Raw genomic sequence first — 19512 nt, 5'->3', positions numbered from 1 at the left:
AGGACTTTTATGAAAAACAAATTAAATGGTCGTGATTTTATTACAATCGGAATCTTTAATGCAATTGGAATTGTCATATACATGGCAGTTGCATTTGCTATGGCAACAACAGTTATTGGAGGATTTATTGCTTCAGGAGTTAGCTTTATGATAGCTGCTACTGTTTATATTCTTATGGCTGTGAAAGTTAAAAAGAAGGGCGTATTTACAATATCAGGAACGCTTATTGGTTTAATTGCATTGTCAGGAGGACATTTGCCTCATGCAGTCTTTGCTGTAATCGGTGGAATTATATGTGATTTGATTATAGGAAATTATGAAAGCAAGGGACGAATAATTATTGGATATGGGATATTTGCACTAGCAGATTTTTTAGGGACAGTAATTCCTGTGATTTTATTCGGGACAGCTTCTTTTGTGGAAAGAGCGTCAAAATGGAAAATGAGCGAAGCACAAATAAATGAAGCATTATCATATTTCAAAGTATCGTGGGCAGTAGGATTTGGCTTGATAACTTTTGTTCTTGCTTGCATAGGAGCATTTGTTGCAACAAGGATACTTAAAAAACATTTTGAAAAAGCAGGAGTGATTTAAATAAATCTTTGTTCGTGAGGAAAAAATGGATTAAATAATGGAGGTAATTACTATGTGTTGTGGAGGATCTGTTATTCATATAGAAAAAAATAATAGACCTTTTTGATACTGGTAATTATCATAAAAAATCAAATTTAAAATATAGGGAAAGAGCAAGTTTCTTTCATTTTAGAGGACTTATTATGCCTATGTGCAGTCCCCTTTTTAGTACCATAAATAGTGTAAGAAAGAAAGTGATTTCTATCTTGCACTATTTTTGTATAATGAAGAAGTAGTATGACGATCGTCTTTTAGGGTTAAAACATCCGCAATAAAAACTGTCATCTACCTCTTCATTATTCATATTCGGTTAAGCAGGTTGGGCAAAACGTCCGTGTCACGAGCTAAAATGAGTGTAATGGTGCAGGTAGGAACTACAAATTTAAAAGAAAGAAGGTAAGAAAATGATATCTATAGGAATAGATATAGCAAAAGAAAAATTTACAGCCTGTGCCTTAGAACAAGGTAGCAAAATTATTTGGAAGCCCTTTGATGTAAATCTTAACAAACCAGAAGTAGAAGGATTCTTAAATAAACTAAAAGATTTAAATCAAGAAATCAAAATAGTCATGGAAGCAACAGGAAAATATCATTTGCCAATTCTTTATGAATTAAAAAAACAAGGATACTTTGTAGCAGTAATTAATCCATTAAAAATGAAACAGTTCTGCCGAGTGTTAAACTTCAGAAAAGCAAAAAATGATAATATAGATGCCACACAAATAGCAGAATATGGGTTGATGTATTGGAAAGAATTACAAGAACACAAAGTAGATACAGAAAATTTTAGAACTCTAAAAGAATTAAACAGATCTTATCAGCATTACATGGACCTAAGAATCAATCAAATGAACTTCATAGACCAAACAATCAGTCAAACATTTCCAGGAATAAAAAAATTAATATCTCATGGATCTAAAGACTTCTCAAAAGACAAACTATTAGATTTCTTAGAAACATGGTGGCACAAAGACCTAGTTTTAGAAAAAACAGAAGAAAAATTCATAGAAGACTTTAAGAACTGGGCAAAAGAAAAGAGATACCATCCTAATGCTGATAAAGCTAAATCCATTTACAAGCTTGCAGAGGAAAGTATCTCAACTCAACCTTCCAATAGCTCATACATAAAGATGAACCTACAAGAAGGGATAGAATTGATCAAACATATAAATCAAATTCTATATAATATTTTATCACAAATGATAGAAATTGCCGAGCCTCTAGAAGAATATCAAGAAGCCAAAAAATTCTCAGGAATATCAGACAAATTAGCAGTACAAATAACAGCAGAATTTGGAGACTTATCAAAATTTAAAAATAAAAAATGCCTAATATCCTTTGTAGGAATAGACTCACCTCCATATGAATCGGGGAATTTCAAAGCAGATCAGAGAAAAATAACCAAAAGAGGTAATGCAATACTTAGAAAAATAGGATACCAATCTATGAAATGTATGATGAGTGTTAAAAATCCAGAAAATGAAATATATCTATATATGCTAAAAAAAGAAAAAGATGGAAAAGCAAAAAAGTATGTAAATTTGCAGGCTTAAATAAGTTCTTAAGAATCTACTATGCAAAAGTTATGGCATCAAAACAAGAAAAGGAGGCGTTAAAAGTAGCTTAGAGCTAGGAATAGAATAGTTAAAACAAGCCGATATCAACCGGCTTATTTGCTATGCTTAAATTCAATACTAAATATTACAAGCCTACTCTGAAATTAATTTCGGAGTAGGCTTGACTTTTGTTAGCAGGTTTTTATTCTCAAAAACAAAACAGAGAAATAAAAAGGGAAGAACCCACAATGGAGAAGAAAGAATATATACAACCAATATTATTATACATGTTCTGAAATAAAGGATTAGAATATAGCGCAACAGATTATACAAATACTGCAAAAGCAATAAAAAAATGTGAATATTGTCAAAGTTTAAGAAGATGAACAATAAATAAACAAACAATACAAAAAAGCAAGATACATATTGCAAGATTATAAAGATTTTTATAAAAGCTATATATATATACATATATACAGGTAAAGAAGAGTATTCCTTGAGAGTATATAATAGAAAGACACTTCAAAATAAAACAGCAAAAAAGTGTCATGACTTAAGGTAAACAAATCAAAAAATAATAAAAAATGGCTGTGAAAGCAGCTATAACTTTTACATACCTAAATATAAAGAAATTGTTAAAAATTTTATCACGAAGATATATATTCGTCAAAAGACTAGCAGAAATAATACAAAATATCTATTTGAAAATACAGATATATATTTTTTTAATGAATTATACTCAGAGCGAAGACAAATACGCGTTTTTTTCACGTGTTTGCATTCTCTCAGAGAAAATATACTAGACATTTATTGACTTTTTATCTAAAAATAAGATTAAATATTTTTATTACATACACAGATAGACATTGAATTTTTTCTAGATAGATATTTTTTTGCATCTTTAGGATAAATCCCCTTATATTTTTTGTAACACGCAGTGAATTTACTATGAGAAGAATATCCAACGGCTGCTGCAATATCTTGTATTTTTAGGGTTGAGTTTAATAAAAGATTTTCAGCCATGTTCATTCTTTTTCGTTGAGAATATTCTGTAATGCTCATTTGATATTTTTGTTTAAATAATTTTTTTAATTTAGTACCGCTCATCATAGCGATTTTTTCAAGGGTTTTTTGTGAAACATCTAAAGCGTAATGATCATCAAGATAGTTTGCTACGTTTTCAAGGGCAATATTATCATATGAAGAAATATGGCTTTCTTTTTTATTTAAAAATGCATCTATTACAATGCTAATCCATTCTTTGGCTTTTGCTTCAAAAAACATTTCTGCTGCAGGAGAGACCATTTTGCAGTTTAGAATGTCTTTAGCAATAGGTTCTAAAGAGTTGGTGATAATGGCTTTTGTATCTTGAAAAATATGAGAATATGAAATATTCTTTGAAACTTTCATGGAAGATAGACAGTCTTTTATCATTTGCGGTTTAAAGTTTATAGCGATACCAAGATACGGAGAGTTTTCATGTAATAAAAAACGATAATTCTTTTCTAAATTTTCTATGTCTAAAATATATAAAGAATTTGCTGATAAGGTTTGATATGGATTAAAACTCTCCCCGCTGGCACTAATTATATAGGAAGATGAAAAAGTCATAAAATTTTTTATATCCGGCAAACTAGTGTGGATAATTTCTTTTTTTGCAAAGAAATCGTGTATATCAATTATAAAATTTTCAGTTTCATAAAACCAATATAAACCTTCGATTTCATCATTATTTACACAAAAAGTATGTCCTACATTACAATATTTCTTATTAACAAAACATTCAGATGCTCCCAGATAATCTTTTACAAAATTATAGTAGTCTTTCATAGAATTCCTCCTTTTAGCCCGATTAGACATTATTCCTAATAGACATAAATATTCTATTTTTATTATATCACGAAATACACAATGATACAATAAAGTCTATAAAGCAAGAGATTTTTAAATCTGAGTTTTATACAATGGTGCCGATGAGAACTAAATGGGATAAAATAAATCTTGGGTTTAATATCTAAAAATTAAAATAATAGGAAAGGAGAGTTTTGTTTTGAACGATAAGCAAAAGAAAACATCAATTTTAAAAAGACTAATGCCATACGCAGGTAGCAAAGGTATTATGCTTTATCTTGCCATGTTTTTGTCTGCTGCATCAGGAATTATGGTATTAATGCCCATGGTTTATATTCACAAAATAATAAGCAGTATTGTACTTGGCAAGGGAATACAAATTGACATTATAAAACAAAATGCAATTTATGGGGCAGCATTTGCAGCGGGAGGATTGATATTATATTTGGGAGCACTTATTTTATCTCACGTGTTTGCTTTTGAAGTGGAAGATAATATCATTAAGCTTAATGTGAAAAAAATGATGGATAAGCCTCTTGGATATTTTGAGAATAAAGAGAGTGGAAGAATTAGAAATGTAATTGTTTCGGGCGCCGCAGAAACTCATTCTTTTTTAGCACATCAGCTTCCCGATATGGCAATGACCATTGTTACTCCTTTGGTTCTTCTGGTATTCTTTTTTGTATTTGATTGGAAACTGGGTTTAGTAAGCTTGGTACCGATGGTGATTGGCATGGGGCTAATGACTACTATGATGACAAAAGGTGCTAAGGAAGATAAGGAGGAATACTATACGGGACTGTCAACTTTATCGGCTGAAACTGTTGAATATGTAAGGGGAATACCGGTAGTAAAAACTTTTGCACAAAGCATTGAAAGTTTTGATAGACTTTATTCGCTTATAAAGAAGCTGACTGATATAGTTATGAAAATGACTATGAGATGGCAAAACAAAATGTCTATTTATGAATCTATAGTAAGTTCGACAGCCTTTTTTTGGTACCTACAGCAATTATTTTTATAAATACCGGAGGAGATATTCGTCAGGTAATTGGCAATTCAATTATATATTTTTTAATTGGACCTGCTTTTGGCGTGTTTATTATGAGATCTGCTGTTATATCTCAATATTCTTATTTTGCAGAAGCGTCTTTAAATAAAATAGAAAATATTTTGGATTATAAAGAAATGCATTATGGAGATAAATCCGGAGAGGAAGTTAGCTTAGAGTTTAAAGATGTATCTTTTGCGTATGAGGATAATACAGTTATTGACAATGTTTCTTTCAGTGTAAAAAAAGGAGAAACAGTAGCCCTTGTGGGTCCTTCCGGCGGTGGGAAAACAACAATTGCTAAGCTTGCTGCAAGATTTTATGATCCTCAAAGCGGAGAAATTTTCATTGGTGGAATTAATATCAAAGAATACGACAAGCAAACTTTAATGAATAAAATTTCCTTTGTATTTCAAAATTCAAGACTTTTTAAAATGAGTTTAAGAGACAACCTACTTATAGGAAAAGAAGATGCAACTGATAGAGAAATAGAACAGGCACTTTTAGATTCAGGTTCAAAAGATATAGTTGATAATCTAAAAGATGGGTTGAATACTGTTTATGGAACAAAGGGCACATATTTTTCTGGCGGAGAAGCGCAAAGACTTTCGATAGCAAGAGCCTTTTTAAAAAGTGCTGATCTTTTAATATTAGATGAAGCAACTGCTTTTGCGGATCCTGAAAATGAACATATAATACAAAAATCTTTTAAAAAACTTTCTAAGAATAAAACAACCCTTATGATTGCACATAGGCTTTCGACCATTGTAGATGCAGATAGAATATTAGTTGTTGATAAAGGGAAAATAGTTGAGGAAGGCAAACATGAAGAATTATTAAATAAAAATGGACAATATAAAAAGCTTTGGGATGAATATCAAAGAGCTGTTAGTTGGCAGATAGGAGGTCAAAATGAATAGATATTTTATGAAAAATATGCTATGTCAGAGAAGGGAGCAAGTAACCTTTCTAAAGCGATTTTTTCTCGCACAATTTTAAGCTTTACCAAGCTATTTCCGCCAATGATTGCTTTTGCTTTTTTATTCCAATATTTAGGTGGACTTGAAGGTGTTAAATCACAGGTTAATCTTACATTAACTAATTATCTGGTTATTATAGCGGTCATGCTTATTGTAATGTTTATTGTAGCAAGATGGGATTATAAAAGACTCTACACCAATGTTTATATGGAAAGTGCCAACATAAGGATTGATGTAGCGAACAGACTAAAAAAGCTTCCTCTTTCTTACTTTGGCAAAAGAGATTTAACGGATATTGCGACAACGATGATGGACGATATTACTTTATATGAACAAATATTTTCACATTCCGTTCCCCATATATATGCTACAGCAATTTCTACTGTAATAATTTCCGTAATGATTCTTATATACAATTGGAAAATGGGATTAGCAACAATTTGGGTAATGCCTATATCACTTTTAGTAGCATATTTAGCAAAGAAAATGCAAAAAAAATCGTTAAATAAATGGGTTAAAAGCAGTAGAGAAGTATTTGATGATTTGCAGGAAAATATTGAACAAATTAGTGAAATAAAATCCTATAACTTAGAAAAAAAATCACTTAATAAATTCTATTCGATGCTTGATAAACTTAAGAAAGATAAGGTAAGGGTTGAGCTTGTTTCAGGAGTATCGACAGGTTTTGCTAAGATATTACTTAAACTTGGGATTGTAAGTGTGGCACTTATCGGTGCAAATATGTTTATTGCAGGTGAAATTAACATACTTATTTATATAGTATTTTTAATGTTGACGGTTAGTATTTACCTTCCCATAGAAGAAATTATAAGCTTTATGGCAATGATAGTCATGCTTGATAGCGTAGTTTCCAGGATAAAAGAAATTAAAACTATGCCAATTCAAGAAGGCAAGACCGAAATGCATCCTAAAAATTATGACATAGAATTTAAAGATGTTCATTTTGGATATGAAGATTACTCTGTAATCAATGGAGTCACTTTTGAGGCTAAGCAGGGAGAAGTAACTGCATTAATTGGAGAATCAGGAAGTGGAAAGAGTACACTTGCCAAATTGGCAGCAAGATTTTGGGATGTAGATAAGGGAAGGATATTATTAGGTGGAGAAGATATAAGCAAGATTGAGCCGGGAACACTGTTAAAGAATTTTTCTATTGTATTTCAAGATGTGGTCTTATTTAACGCCAGTATAAAAAATAATATTAAAATTGGTAAAAAAGACGCAAGTGATGAAGAAATTATAAAAGCGGCAAAAGTGGCAAGGTGTTATGAATTTATAGATAAGTTGCCCGATGGTATAGAAACTATTATAGGAGAAAATGGACAAAAACTTTCAGGAGGTGAACGTCAGAGAATCTCTATTGCTCGTGCAATACTTAAAGATGCTCCTATCATTTTAATGGATGAAGCAACTGCATCACTTGATGTTGAAAATGAAAGTCTTATTCAGGAAGCTTTGTCTGAGCTTATAAAAAATAAGACTGTTATAATAATTGCTCATAGACTTAGAACTATTAGAAATGCAGATAAAATTGTTCTATTAAATGAAGGCAAGATAGAAGCTATAGGAAAAGATGAAGACCTTCGTAAAAATTCAAAATATTATAAAAATATGTTAGAAAAATCTAATTTATGTTAAGGAGAGAAAATGAAAGATAAAAAATTAAATGTAAGAGACTTAATAAACGCAGGTTTGTTTGCTATTTTAATATTTATAGCGACTTTTGTCGGGGGAATGATAGGATTTATGCCTACACTTATGCCTATAGTTCCTCTTCTACAAGGAATTATTTCAGGACCGGTATATATGCTTTACTCTACCAAAATTAAAAAAACCGGAATGGTATTTATTCAAACTACAGTGATGTCTTTGGTGTTTTTTGCAATAGGACACGGACCTTGGGTAGTACTGACAGGTGTTGGAGCAGGAATATTAGCAGAAGCGGTTTTGAAAAAAGGAAACTATACTAGTGTAAAACAAGCGAGATTTGCTTTTATAATCCAATCTTTGTGGGGGCTTGGAAATTGGTTACCAATATTTTTTGCCAGAGCTTCGTATATAAAGACAATGATTGATATGGGATATGGAGAAGAATATGCTCAAAAAATGATGAGTGTTTTGCCGAACTGGTCACTAATTCCAATTATTTTATTAGGTATGATTGGTACTTATATAGGATGCAGTATAGGTATAAAAATGTTAAAAAAACATTTTGTTAAAGCGGGTATGGCGGAGGTATAAAAAGTGAGAGAAGATTTTTTGAAACTTGATTTTAGAACAAAAATCTTCATGTCATTGATTCTATCTTATACTTTGATTTTAGGAAATATTCAACAAAATCATCCTGTTGTGGCAGCGTTTTATTCTCTGCTGCCATATGTTTTTTTATTTTGGTGTAAAGAGTGGAAAACTGCAATAAAAGGTCTTATTTTTGTAATAATAGCTTATATTGCTCAAAAAGAATATTTATTTGTAGATAGCGGATACATGGGGGCTATAGGTCTTTTTATTACAGTGGTATTTCTAAGATTACTTCCCGGGCTTATGATGGCAAGGTATGCACTTTATTCCTCTTCAATGAGCGAGATTACATTATCTCTTAAGAAAATAAGATTTCCGGATGAGCTGGTTATTCCGATTATAGTTATGGCAAGATTTTTCTATACTGTAAAAGAAGACTATCATCAGGTAAAAGATGCCATGTATCTTCATGGATTGACAATCAGAAAATTGTTTTTTTATCCGGTTAAGTTTTTTGAATATAGGATAGTGCCGCTTTTAATGATACTTACAAAGACGGCTGATGATGTTTCTATTTCAGCAATGACTAAAGGGTTAAAAATCGGTGAGAAAAGAAGTAATTTGATAGAAAGCAAGTTTGAAATTTTAGATTACTTTTGTTTTTTACTCATGTGTATATTGATAGGTTTTTATTTGAGAGGTAAGTATGCTTAGTGTTAAAAATCTAAAATTTTCATACAAAGGGAATAATGTTCTTGAGGATATTAATTTTGATGTTTATGAAGGGCAAGTTCTTTGTTTAACAGGGGCAAGCGGCTCCGGTAAAAGCACTCTAATTAAAATAATTAATGAAGTCATTCCGGAAATATATGATGGGGAAATAGACGGGAAAATAGTGCTGGATAAACAGCTTATAAATGATAAAAATATAGCGGATAGAAGTGCTTATATCTCTACTGTGTTTCAGAACCCCAAAACTCAATTTTTTTGTGTTGAGTCTACTGACGAGTTGGCATTTCCACTAGAAAATAGAAATGTAGAAAAAGAGGATATTGAGAAATCCATAGAAAAATATACAAATTTATTAAATACTGAAAAACTGTTAAATAGAAATATTTTTTCGTTATCAGGTGGAGAAAAACAGTTGATGGCTGTAACAAGTGTTATGACTATGGATAATAAAGTTTATCTTTTTGACGAGCCGTCATCTTCTTTAGATCATAAAGCCATTGAACTTTTAAAAAATGCAATTATTCAGCTTAAAAAAATGGGGAAAATTGTTATTATTGCTGAACATAGGCTTTACTATCTTATGGGTATAATTGACAGTCTGGCAATTCTAAAAGATGGCAAAGTAAAAATTTTCCCTAAAGAAGTTTTAAGCGATATAAAATTAAAAGAACTTCAGGGAAAGTATTTTTTAAGAAGCTTTAATGAAATAAGTAAGTCTAGTTTTGAAGAAAAAAGTTATAAGAAGATTCATTTACTTGATAAGGGGAAAATTGAAACAGAAGATGCATGTTTAGAGTGTAAAAACTTTATGCAGGATTTTAAAAAAACTAAAATAATGGATTTAGAACAGATCAGCTTTTCACAAGGAATAATTTTTTTGATAGGAGACAATGGAGTAGGAAAATCAACTTTTATAAATAAGTTATCAAAACTTATAAAAGGAAGAGGAAAATCATTTTATAAGGGCAAAGAAATAAAAGAATCATATAACCATATATCTATGGTAATGCAGGATGTAAACTATCAAATATTCACTGAATCTGTATGGAACGAAATTTCGATTGTAAGTGATGATGATATTAAAAAAGAGCGAATATTAAGAGAATTTTGTTTATACAATAAGAAAGATTCTCATCCTCAGGCGTTATCTGGTGGTGAGAAGCAACGTCTGATGATTGCACTTGCTATAGTTAGCGAAAAACCTATTATAATTTTAGATGAGCCAACAAGTGGGCTTTGCAAAAAACAAATGCTATCTGTTATAAAGTATTTAAAAAGATTGAAAAATGAAGGTAAAACGATTATAGTAATAACTCATGATTATGAGTTTATTTATGAATGTGGTGGGACAGTATATGAATTTGTAAAGCAATAATTAAAATATTCCCATGTCTCATTAGGAGTTTTTAAAAATTATTTCAAATCTGAAAATTAAATATGGAGGTGTATATTAGTTGGAAATAACAAAAGAAAAGAATATGATTTTGAACGATAATATGTTGAAAACTTGTTTAAAGCTTTCGCTTCCGGCTGTGGTCGCAATGTTACTTTATGGATTAAATACAGTATTTGATGCTGTTTTTGTGGGTAATTTAGTTGGAGAGGAAGCTTTGGCAGGAGTATCTATCGTGCATCCATTAACACAAATAACTCTAGGTTTAGGATCTCTTGTAGGAGTTGGAGCAGGATCTTATTTAAGTATTCTCATTGGAGAAAACAGTACGGAAAAACAAAAAAGAATATTAGGAAATTCAAATGTAATCATAATTGTATTGAGTATAGTGATTATGATATTAGGATTTGTTTTTATGAATCCTTTATTAGATTTAATTGGAGCAAAGGGAGAGAACATTGCATTTGCAAAAGAATATTATAGTGTTGCTCTTTTTGGCTCAGTCTTTTGGATTGCTGGTCTTTCTTATAATATGGTTGTTAGAGCGGAAGGTAAAATGACGAAAGCAGCAATCATGATGGGTATAGGAATGGTAGTTAACATTATTGCTAATTATGTTCTAATGGGATTATTTAACTTGGGAGTAAAAGGCGCTGCACATGGAACAAATCTTGCGATGTTTGTATATGTTGTTTTGTTCTTTATTTACTGTAGAAGAAAAGAAGCAAGTTTTGAGACAAATGAGTATAAATTATACTTTAATAAGGAAATTATCAAAGAAATTGTAAATATAGGGTTACCTTCATTTATCATGACAATTATGACAGTGATTCAAGGAATTATCATCTTAAAAGCGTTAAACACTTTTGGCACAACATCAGATGTTGCATTTTATGGGATGGTATTTAGGATTTTAAACCTTCTTATGACTCCAATTTATGGGCTTATGAGAGCTTTACAGCCTGCTATTGGAATTAACTATGGAGCAAAAAATATAGAAAGAGTAATTGGATTTTATAAAGTATTTTCTGCAGTGGCTTTTGTATTGATATTACCTATGTGGCTAGTGTCAATAGCTGTTCCGGAGTTTGTATTGCATTTAATGTTACCTACAGGGAACTTTACTGTAACAAACTTGAATTATTTTAGAGTGATTATTTTGATATTGCCAATGCTTTGCTTAGTATTGACAGCTATGACTTTTTTTCCATCTATAAAAAAAACAAAGCCTGCAATGATGATAGGGATTGGAAGACAGGTTTTTCTTTACATACCACTTATGATTGTTTTGCCAAGGATTTTTGGAATTGGATCAATATATTTTGGTTCATTTATAATTGATACATTTATTACAATCATGGTGATAATTATGCTCAAAAAAGAGTTTAGAAGTCTTAGGGAGTTATAATTAGGAAGAAAATAAAATGATAAATTTTATGATAGGGTTTGTAATAATGTAAGCAATCTAAAATTATTTAGTTCTCCTAAATTGCAATATCAAATTGAACTATATTATCAAAATCATCATAACTCTAGATAATATGTTGTTTAATTGTACAAAATATTAATATTTGTAGTATTCCAGGGTGATTAATTACTAAATTTTATTTATAAATTAAAATATATTTTGAATAAAACTTTAACAATTAACCCTCAAACCTCTTGAAATACAGGGATATTTGGAAGAGAGAAGATTGAATCTACTACCAATTTACTACTTTTGAAGGAAAAAACTTGATGTGTTGTAAAAAACTCTTGAGAATAAAGGTATTTTACCATAGATACCATAAGGTATCTTGCATGGATCAAAATTTAATAGGAAATCGTAAAAGCGGGATCTTTCGCTTCTGTAAATGAAGTATAAGAACACCGCTTTTTAGTACCATAAATAGTTTAGGAAAGAGGAAACTCTCACCTGCACTATTTATGTATAATGAAAAGATAGAATGACGAGTCGCTTTTTGGATTGATTACATCCGTCATAAAAACTGTCATCTACCGATTCATTATCAGTATTCGATTAAATAGGTTGGGCAAAAAGTCTGCGTAACGAGCTAAAATGAATGGAAATGAGTGCAGGTAGAAACTACAAATAATAATGAGGAGGATAAGAGATGATTTCTATTGGCATTGATATTTCTAAAGAAAAATTCACCGTATGTGCATTAGAGCAAGGAAATAAAGTGATTTGGAAGTCATATGAAATAAGGAACTCAAAATCTGAAATTGAAAAATTTATGATAAAAATGGGCGAATTATAAGAATTAAGAATTGTTATGGAACCCACAGGTAAATACAATCTGCCCATTCTATATACCTTAAAAGCAAATGGATACTTTGTAAGCTTAGTGAACCCCCTAAAGATGAAGCAATTCTGTCGCTTACTAAGTTTTAGGAAAGCTAAAAATGATCAGATTGACGCCAAACAGATAGTCGAAGATGGTTTAATCTACTGGAGAACTTTAGAAAACTACAATTTAGACGACAGAAACTACCAAGAATTAAAGCATTTAAACCGTTACCATCAACACCACATAGAACTAAGGATTTGTCAAATCAATTTTATCGACCGTATCATTGACCAAACATTTCGCGTCATAAAAAAATTAATTCTGCATGGATCACAAGATTTTTCAAAAGACAAGTTATTAGATTTTCTTGAAAAATGGTGGGATAAAGATAAAGTTCTAGAACTATCAGAAGAAGAACTTGTAAAAAAAATATCAAATCTGGGCAAAAGAAAAGAGATACCGTTCGAATACACAAAAGGCTAAGTCCATCTATAGCCTTTCTCAGGAAGGTATCTCTACACAACCCTCTACCAGCCCATATATAGAGGCGGAGGTACAAGAGAGTATTAAGTTGGTTAAAAGAATTAAGCAAAGCTTACATAATATATTATAACAAATGATCGAACTTGCCGAGCCATTAGAAGAATATCAAGAAGCAAAAAAAATTTCAGGAATATTAGATAAATTAACCGTTCAAATAATGGCAGAATTTGGAGATTTAAGTAAGTTCAGGAATAAGAAATGCCTAATATCCTTTGTTGGAATAGATGCCTCACCCTATGAATCAGGAAACTTCAAAGCCACCCAAAGAAAGATATCAAAAAGAGGAATGCAATCCTGAGAAAAGTCGGCTACCAGGCAATGAAATGCATGATGAGTGCGAAAAATAAAGACAATGAAATTTACTTACATATGATAAAGAAAGAAAAAGAAGGAAAGGCAAAAAAAGTATGTAAATTCGAAGGTTTGAATAAATTGTTGCGAATCTATTATGCAAAAGTCATGCAAGTAAAATTAGGGATAGAACGAAGAGAAGCTGAATAAAATTTAAATAAGACAAACTAGTTATTTAGTTGATTTTCATTTATTCCTATCAGCTTATTTGTCGTGCATAAAAAACGAAACTCAAGGATTGAAAACACCTTGACTTTCGTTAGCAGGTTTTCAAGACAAAATACAGTACAGAATTAAAAGAAAAAGTAGTCAAAGCATATCAAAATAAAGAAGGAGGATATAGGACTTCAGCTGATAAATATGGAATTAGCAATGAATCCATTGTAAGAAGATGGGTTAATATATTTAAATCACAAGGCTATGACGGATTAAAAGTATCTAGAAAAAATAACAATTACTCTTTTGAATATAAGAAAAATATAGTAAAGTTTTACTTCACAGGAGAAATGTCCTATCAAGAACTAGCTAATCAATTTAAAATTAATAATCCATCAATTATTACAAGGTGGGTTGAAGAATTTAGAGAAGAAGGTTTTAATGGACTAAGACCAAAAAAGCGAGGTAGACCATCAGGTATGACTAAAGATAAAAAACCACCTAAAAAACAAGCTAAAGAAGAATATACAGAAGAAGAGATAGATGAGATAAAAAGCTTAAAGGAGAACTCTATTGGACACAAATGGAAATAGATTTATTAAAAAAAAGATGGAATTGGAGGACAAGGACGATCAAAAAATGAGAGTATGGCTAGAATAATTCATTCATTAAGAGAAAAATATAAACTAAAAGACTTGCTAAAGAAACTAAAATTTGCAAAATCAACATACATGTATTGGCAAAAAAGATTTGATAGAGAAAATAAAGATGAGTATTTTAGAAGAACATATTAAATCCATATGTAAAGATAATCCAAACTATGGCTATAGAAGAATACATGCCATGCTTAAACGACTCGGGCTTCTAGTAAATAAGAAGAAAGTTCAAAGACTCATTCAAAAATTAAAACTTCAAGTAACAAGCTTTACTCGTAAATCAAGAAAATATTACTCATACAAGGGAACAATTGGAAAGGTAGCTCCAAACAGAATAAAAAGAAGATTCAATACTTGTATAGTTCATCAAAAAATAACTACAGATACAAGTAAATTCAAATACTATGAATCTGATAAATCTGGTAATATGCAAGTTAAAAAACTCTATCTTAATCCATTTCTAGATATGTATAACGGCGAAATAATTAGTTATTCAATTACAAAAGCTTGAGCATTAGATGCAATAATAACTGCACTTGATGAAGCCATATTAAATACTTCTGATTGCAAGTATAAAAGAATCTTTCACTCAGATCAAGGATGGGCATATCAATTAAAACAATACACAAGCAAATTGGCTAATAACGGGATATTACAAAGTATGTCAAGAAAAGGTAATTGTTTAGACAATTCACCTATGGAGAATTTCTTTGGAATATTAAAGCAAGAAATTTACTACGGTAAAACATTTAGGTCTTTTAACGAGCTTAAAAACTGTATAGAAAAATATATAAAGTATTACAATGAAGATAGGATTAAAGCAAAACTCGGATACTTAAGTCCTGTAGATTATAGAAAATTAAATGCAGCTTAGTTGCTATTTCCCCTAGGGGAAATATTAGAAATAAAAAACCAGAGACAAATATTTCTTAATGTCTCTGGTATAAAGTCTAACTTTTTGGGGTCACCTTATGCTGAGTAAGCTGTTTTTATTTTTGAACTTTTTTTCAATCCCACTTTTTATTTGTTTTATTTAAGATCAACCAATGTAACAATTTTATCCGTATCATTATATTCAACATATAATCCAAGAGCTTCAGCTACAAATCTTATAGGGATAAATGTCCTTGAGTCTTTGATTATGGACTTTGTATCCATTTCAGAAGTTTTATCATTAAGTGAGTAATTATTTTCGCCAACTTTTAAAGTCATTACAGAATCATTATTTGTTATCTTAACTATTTGGTTTTCAGCATCCCATTCAACTTGAGCTCCTATTGCTTCGGCTACAAATCTTACAGGAACCAAAGTCCTTGAATCTTGAACGAATGGCACAGTGTCCATTTTTTTCTTTTCTGAATTTATAGAATAATCTTTTTTGCCAATAGTCATTTCGATAATTTTTGATGATGAGTCGTAGATAGTAGTGGTTGAAGTCTTATTTCCAACTTTAACTGTGATTTCTGACTTGTATAGGTCGGCGGTAGAAGATACAGTTAAGTTTCCATTTTCATCAAAGTTTCCAACAAAGCCGTTAATTGAATATTCCACAACTTTAGGACTAAGCGCTATTGTTCTACCATCTTTTAGTTTAGCTTCTGTAGTGACATTTAGAGTTTCGCCGTCGGATATTCTCTTCTTATCAACTTTAGCAGTTAGCTTTACAATTTCGTCAAATCCTTTAACAGTAATTTCTTTTGTAGCTGTCAGTCCATTTGATGTAGTTAAAGTAGCAGTTACACTACCCGGGTTGAGACCCAATAGGTAAGAACCAAAGAATTGAGCGCTTTCGTTATTACTACTGTCGTATTGATAAGTCCAAGAAGATATATCAATCGGATGTAAATTTTCATCCCAAGCGCCGACAACATCGTATAGTGCACTTTCTCCAACTAAGATTGAATCGGGTCCTTTGAATTTTATTCCCTTAGGCACTCCGGTGGCAGGAGAAGTGTTAAAAATTCCTATACCTGATACAACTTTTCTTTCAGAAGAATTTTTTTCAGGATTGATAACTCTACTTCCTGTTTGACTACCAAGTTCTTTAAGTACCATTGCTGTTGAACCGCCACCATCAAGGTTTACAGCTTTGTCACAACCTATTGAAATCATAAAATCTGACAACTCACCAAGAGTAAGTCCAGCAGAACGAGAAGTTCTTCCCTCAGCAGCAGCTAGATATATCTTCTTGCCATCAGCAGATATACCAGCGGCAGTTCTGGCTCTTCTTCCGCCAAGCACATTTATATCTTTAGTGTATTTTACAGCTTGTCCATTGTTTACCAATAAAGCATGCCCACCAACCATAAATTTGAAGTCATAGTTAGGAGTTATTTTATAGTCAACTTTAATTTTATCTCCAACTTTTACATTAGCGTTTATAAAATTTAAAGCTTGGCCATCAACTTGTAAAATTTGTTTTCCATCTGGAACGGCAAAATCAAAATTTTTACCTTGAGAAATTGCTTCAACAGTTCCATCAGAATTTACCAATACTTCACTATTTTTCTTTTCGCCTCTTGAAGCAGAAGCCCAAAAGTCATTGTAAACTTGAATTTTATTTTCGTGTGAATATTCTCCTGTACCATCATACCAATAGTAAGACCTATTAAGTCCATCAATAGGATAAGATACATTATTTGGTGCTATAACTTTACCTTCAAAGTAAGTTGTATCTATTATGGCTCTGTTATCAGACGTAATACCTAAAGTATGACGGTCTGTATAAACACTTGGAGAGCTCACTAATCGTCCGTCGATAATTGAAGCGTTATCAGGAGCACCTTGAAGTAACATATTAAAATAATCTGCATTTACAAGAGCGTTGGCATTAGTTCTTTTTGCCATTGACGATACAGTGGCACGTTGAGTGTATTTACCATCTCCTGCAACAACTTTTAAATTAAGATAAGGATTATTTAAATCAAGCTCAATTACTTCCACTTTAACATTTTTATTTTGATAGGTTACATCATGACTAACTCGAGTAGCGCCAGGGCTGAACTCTTCTCGTAAAACTTCCTTTGCATACACATTTGAGTTTAAAATCAATAAGAAGATAAACACAAAATATGACAATTTAAATTTTTTCATAACTACCTCCATTGTTATATTATAACTTCTATTGAAAATAAGTTCTACAAAGGATATATTAAATATTAAAAGAGGTGATATTTTGTTATTAGATGATTTAAAAATGGTATATTCAAAAGCGTTTAGAGAAACAGTTAGCAGATTAAAAAATAATCCTATAATGCTAATAGTGCCTGGCGTATATTCAGTTCTTTACTATTTAGCAAATAGACTTATAGCAAGTTTTGCAACTGGAATAAGTGGACTTGCTTATGGATTTATTGTGCCGATAGTTGGAGTTTTAATACTCTCAAGTTATTATGAAATACTATCTGATTTAAATGCATTTGGAAGAATAAGTTTTAGAAATTTTAAAAGTTCTTTTACAAGAAATTTCGCAGCAATTTATTCAGTTCTATTTATAATGTTTATTATCTCGAATATAATGAGACTTGACGCAACAATTTTACTTCTATTGACAGCGATAATTTTTATAGTGTTCAATCCTATAGCGGAAGCAATTTATATAAGAGGAGAAAACTATATTGACGCCTATTCATATTCAGCTAATTTTATGAAAGAGAATGGAGTTCATTGGATACTTCCTCTTATAGCTTATCTGGGAATAGTGCTTGTATTGACAAATATAAATGTTGTTTTTAGTTTGATTTCTAATGTAATTAACATTCCAATGGGAATAGGATATATGTCAGTGAATAACGGAGCGTTTGTAATTGTAGAATTAATAACTTCTTTCTATGTAGTATTTAGAGGAGCGTTATTTAATGTACTTTCAAAATCAACAATGAGAAAAAGAGCATATATGGGTGGATTAGATTGATAGAAAAAAAGATAAAAGAAAAAATTAAAGATGTAGTATTTATAGAATTAAAAAAGACGGTAAAAGTAAAAGAGATTGAAATAAAAAAGAAAATACCGTTACCAGTTAAAATGACAAGCTTGTTAGAAGGTATTCAAACTGGAAAACTAGAGGAAGAATTTGACCTTTTAAGAGTTACAGAGGGAATAGTTTTCTTACTTGGTGTAGAGCAAGATTTCAAATACAAAGAAGAATACAAGACGATAATTGAAAATGTACACTCTAATTTAAAAGATTATATTCTATATTTGTCAAAATATTACTTAGACAATGGGGAGTTAATAGAGAGTTATATCTATTTAAACGCACAAGATGTGTTGTTGAAATATGATTCAGATTTATATTTTACAAGATTAGGTGTACTAGAACAGATATACAACCAAAACTTAGAGAGTCTTGAAGATGAAGAAAAACAAAATATAATATCTAAGTTATTAAAAGGATATGAAGAAATCAACAAGAGAGAAGAATATCCTTTGGCATTTTACAAGTTGGGATATCTTAATTCTGGATTAAAAAATTATCTAAAAGCTATGCTATACTTCAAAAAGTTTCTAAATTATGAAGGAAATGAAGAATTGAAAAACGAAGTTCGTGTAAATTTAGAAGAAATAGAAGACAATGCACGAATGGAAGAGGGAGAAGCATACTTAAGATATGGAAAATTTAAAGAAGCTGAAAATGCATTTAATAAAATAAGTAAGTCTTATTACGAATTCGACAAGGTTATATATTATAAGAGTATTATTAATTACCACTTAGGTTATTATGACCAAGCAAATGTACTTATAGAAGAAGCATTGACAACAAACAGCCGAGAAGAATACTATAATCATGCTGCCTTAGTAAATGTAGCTTTAGAAAATATAGATAAGTCAATATATTGGTATGAACAAGGATTAAAAGAATTTGAAGAAAGCTATACACTAAATTATAATTTGGGACTTTTATATTACAATTTAAAAGATGAAAAATATAAAATATATTTCAAAAAAGCTTATAAGATAGAGTCATCAGACCAATTGTTATCTCTAATTAAATAGGCTTTAACAAAAAATAAAAAATAGGTTAAAAAGTTGTTGACATGATAATATGAAGATGGTAA

The 19512-nt window shown here is 30.6% G+C and carries 21 protein-coding genes; 19 read left to right on the top strand and 2 right to left on the bottom strand.

The window, feature by feature from the left end; genetic code table 11:
- The first annotated feature begins 9 nt into the window (after positions 1-9).
- Positions 10-594, top strand: coding sequence for an MptD family putative ECF transporter S component (locus DYE58_RS00950; protein WP_004822953.1), 585 nt, complete (start codon positions 10-12; stop codon positions 592-594).
- Positions 595-1037: 443 nt separating this feature from the next.
- The gene (locus DYE58_RS00945; protein WP_245946027.1) at positions 1038-2186 is read left to right on the top strand and encodes an IS110 family RNA-guided transposase; all 1149 of its coding nucleotides are present in this window, start codon (positions 1038-1040) and stop codon (positions 2184-2186) included.
- Between the two features lie 837 nt (positions 2187-3023).
- On the opposite strand, the gene DYE58_RS00940 is transcribed toward DYE58_RS00945, so the two are convergent.
- Positions 3024-4019, bottom strand: coding sequence for an AraC family transcriptional regulator (locus DYE58_RS00940; RefSeq protein ID WP_115311923.1), 996 nt, complete (start codon positions 4017-4019; stop codon positions 3024-3026).
- 220 nt (positions 4020-4239) lie between these two features.
- Between DYE58_RS00940 and DYE58_RS11260 the strand changes: the two genes are divergently transcribed.
- The 15 genes from DYE58_RS11260 (at position 4240) to DYE58_RS11235 (ending at position 15329) form a co-directional block, all read left to right on the top strand.
- Positions 4240-5064, top strand: coding sequence for an ABC transporter transmembrane domain-containing protein (locus DYE58_RS11260; RefSeq protein WP_004822947.1), 825 nt, complete (start codon positions 4240-4242; stop codon positions 5062-5064).
- Positions 5065-5144: 80 nt separating this feature from the next.
- On the top strand, positions 5145-6011 hold the full coding sequence (locus tag DYE58_RS11255; RefSeq protein ID WP_245946025.1) for an ABC transporter ATP-binding protein: 867 nt from the start codon (positions 5145-5147) through the stop codon (positions 6009-6011).
- A 21-nt stretch (positions 6012-6032) separates the two neighbouring features.
- Complete coding sequence (locus tag DYE58_RS00930; protein ID WP_115311922.1) at positions 6033-7730, top strand: ABC transporter ATP-binding protein; 1698 nt, start codon at positions 6033-6035, stop codon at positions 7728-7730.
- Between the two features lie 9 nt (positions 7731-7739).
- Positions 7740-8333 (top strand): MptD family putative ECF transporter S component, encoded by a 594-nt coding sequence (locus DYE58_RS00925; protein WP_004822938.1) that lies wholly within the window; start codon positions 7740-7742, stop codon positions 8331-8333.
- Positions 8334-8336: 3 nt separating this feature from the next.
- Positions 8337-9047 carry an energy-coupling factor transporter transmembrane component T family protein gene (locus DYE58_RS00920; protein ID WP_245946023.1) on the top strand — a complete coding sequence of 237 codons (711 nt, stop codon included), beginning with the start codon at positions 8337-8339 and terminating at the stop codon, positions 9045-9047.
- Positions 9040-10440: an ABC transporter ATP-binding protein gene (locus tag DYE58_RS00915; protein WP_004822933.1), complete on the top strand. Its 1401-nt coding sequence runs from the start codon at positions 9040-9042 to the stop codon at positions 10438-10440. The genes DYE58_RS00920 and DYE58_RS00915 overlap by 8 nt, the downstream gene beginning before the upstream one ends.
- Positions 10441-10519: 79 nt before the next feature.
- Positions 10520-11866, top strand: coding sequence for an MATE family efflux transporter (locus tag DYE58_RS00910; RefSeq protein ID WP_004822932.1), 1347 nt, complete (start codon positions 10520-10522; stop codon positions 11864-11866).
- 706 nt (positions 11867-12572) lie between these two features.
- On the top strand, positions 12573-12719 hold the full coding sequence (locus tag DYE58_RS11250; RefSeq protein WP_004822929.1) for a transposase: 147 nt from the start codon (positions 12573-12575) through the stop codon (positions 12717-12719).
- 15 nt (positions 12720-12734) lie between these two features.
- On the top strand, positions 12735-13232 hold the full coding sequence (locus DYE58_RS11245) for an IS110 family transposase (protein ID WP_004822927.1): 498 nt from the start codon (positions 12735-12737) through the stop codon (positions 13230-13232).
- A 133-nt stretch (positions 13233-13365) separates the two neighbouring features.
- Entirely contained in the window at positions 13366-13590 is a 225-nt protein-coding gene (locus DYE58_RS11240) for a transposase (RefSeq protein ID WP_004822924.1), read from the top strand.
- A 71-nt stretch (positions 13591-13661) separates the two neighbouring features.
- Positions 13662-13793, top strand: a complete 132-nt coding sequence (locus tag DYE58_RS11495; protein WP_257009261.1) for a hypothetical protein — start codon at positions 13662-13664, stop codon at positions 13791-13793.
- 356 nt (positions 13794-14149) lie between these two features.
- Complete coding sequence (locus DYE58_RS00900) at positions 14150-14392, top strand: helix-turn-helix domain-containing protein (protein WP_004822920.1); 243 nt, start codon at positions 14150-14152, stop codon at positions 14390-14392.
- A gap of 54 nt (positions 14393-14446) precedes the next feature.
- Positions 14447-14593, top strand: a complete 147-nt coding sequence (locus tag DYE58_RS11010) for a hypothetical protein (protein ID WP_004822919.1) — start codon at positions 14447-14449, stop codon at positions 14591-14593.
- The gene (locus DYE58_RS00895) at positions 14568-14966 is read left to right on the top strand and encodes an IS3 family transposase (RefSeq protein WP_004822916.1); all 399 of its coding nucleotides are present in this window, start codon (positions 14568-14570) and stop codon (positions 14964-14966) included. Before DYE58_RS11010 ends, DYE58_RS00895 begins: the two co-directional genes overlap by 26 nt.
- Positions 14967-14978: 12 nt before the next feature.
- A complete protein-coding gene (locus tag DYE58_RS11235) occupies positions 14979-15329 on the top strand; it encodes an IS3 family transposase (protein WP_083827205.1) in 351 nt (116 codons plus the stop codon).
- Positions 15330-15484: 155 nt separating this feature from the next.
- Here DYE58_RS11235 and DYE58_RS00885 read toward each other — a convergent pair whose 3' ends face one another.
- Positions 15485-17548 (bottom strand): stalk domain-containing protein, encoded by a 2064-nt coding sequence (locus DYE58_RS00885; RefSeq protein ID WP_172463307.1) that lies wholly within the window; start codon positions 17546-17548, stop codon positions 15485-15487.
- Positions 17549-17630: 82 nt separating this feature from the next.
- Between DYE58_RS00885 and DYE58_RS00880 the strand changes: the two genes are divergently transcribed.
- Positions 17631-18368, top strand: a complete 738-nt coding sequence (locus DYE58_RS00880; RefSeq protein ID WP_050794643.1) for a hypothetical protein — start codon at positions 17631-17633, stop codon at positions 18366-18368.
- Positions 18365-19450, top strand: coding sequence for a tetratricopeptide repeat protein (locus DYE58_RS00875; RefSeq protein WP_115311920.1), 1086 nt, complete (start codon positions 18365-18367; stop codon positions 19448-19450). Before DYE58_RS00880 ends, DYE58_RS00875 begins: the two co-directional genes overlap by 4 nt.
- Positions 19451-19512: the final 62 nt, after the last annotated feature.

This window comes from Peptoniphilus indolicus (assembly GCF_900454665.1).
Lineage (GTDB): Bacteria > Bacillota > Clostridia > Tissierellales > Peptoniphilaceae > Peptoniphilus > Peptoniphilus indolicus.
Note: the sequence above shows the minus strand (reverse complement) of the source record. Positions and strands in the feature narration are given on the sequence as shown.

What these genes read in the sequence shown, in the direction of transcription:
- DYE58_RS11255 (WP_245946025.1), top strand. Translation starts at nt 5,145, where the DNA reads ATGAGATCTGCTGTTATATCTCAATATTCTTATTTTGCAGAAGCGTCT.
- DYE58_RS00900 (WP_004822920.1), top strand. Translation starts at nt 14,150, where the DNA reads ATGTCCTATCAAGAACTAGCTAATCAATTTAAAATTAATAATCCATCA.
- DYE58_RS11240 (WP_004822924.1), top strand. Translation starts at nt 13,366, where the DNA reads ATGATCGAACTTGCCGAGCCATTAGAAGAATATCAAGAAGCAAAAAAA.
- DYE58_RS00895 (WP_004822916.1), top strand. Translation starts at nt 14,568, where the DNA reads ATGAGTATTTTAGAAGAACATATTAAATCCATATGTAAAGATAATCCA.
- DYE58_RS11245 (WP_004822927.1), top strand. Translation starts at nt 12,735, where the DNA reads ATGGAACCCACAGGTAAATACAATCTGCCCATTCTATATACCTTAAAA.
- DYE58_RS00950 (WP_004822953.1), top strand. Translation starts at nt 10, where the DNA reads ATGAAAAACAAATTAAATGGTCGTGATTTTATTACAATCGGAATCTTT.
- DYE58_RS00915 (WP_004822933.1), top strand. Translation starts at nt 9,040, where the DNA reads ATGCTTAGTGTTAAAAATCTAAAATTTTCATACAAAGGGAATAATGTT.
- DYE58_RS00945 (WP_245946027.1), top strand. Translation starts at nt 1,038, where the DNA reads ATGATATCTATAGGAATAGATATAGCAAAAGAAAAATTTACAGCCTGT.
- DYE58_RS00940 (WP_115311923.1), bottom strand. Translation starts at nt 4,019, where the DNA reads ATGAAAGACTACTATAATTTTGTAAAAGATTATCTGGGAGCATCTGAA.
- DYE58_RS11250 (WP_004822929.1), top strand. Translation starts at nt 12,573, where the DNA reads ATGATTTCTATTGGCATTGATATTTCTAAAGAAAAATTCACCGTATGT.
- DYE58_RS11495 (WP_257009261.1), top strand. Translation starts at nt 13,662, where the DNA reads ATGATAAAGAAAGAAAAAGAAGGAAAGGCAAAAAAAGTATGTAAATTC.
- DYE58_RS00925 (WP_004822938.1), top strand. Translation starts at nt 7,740, where the DNA reads ATGAAAGATAAAAAATTAAATGTAAGAGACTTAATAAACGCAGGTTTG.
- DYE58_RS11010 (WP_004822919.1), top strand. Translation starts at nt 14,447, where the DNA reads ATGGCTAGAATAATTCATTCATTAAGAGAAAAATATAAACTAAAAGAC.
- DYE58_RS00930 (WP_115311922.1), top strand. Translation starts at nt 6,033, where the DNA reads ATGTCAGAGAAGGGAGCAAGTAACCTTTCTAAAGCGATTTTTTCTCGC.
- DYE58_RS00885 (WP_172463307.1), bottom strand. Translation starts at nt 17,548, where the DNA reads ATGAAAAAATTTAAATTGTCATATTTTGTGTTTATCTTCTTATTGATT.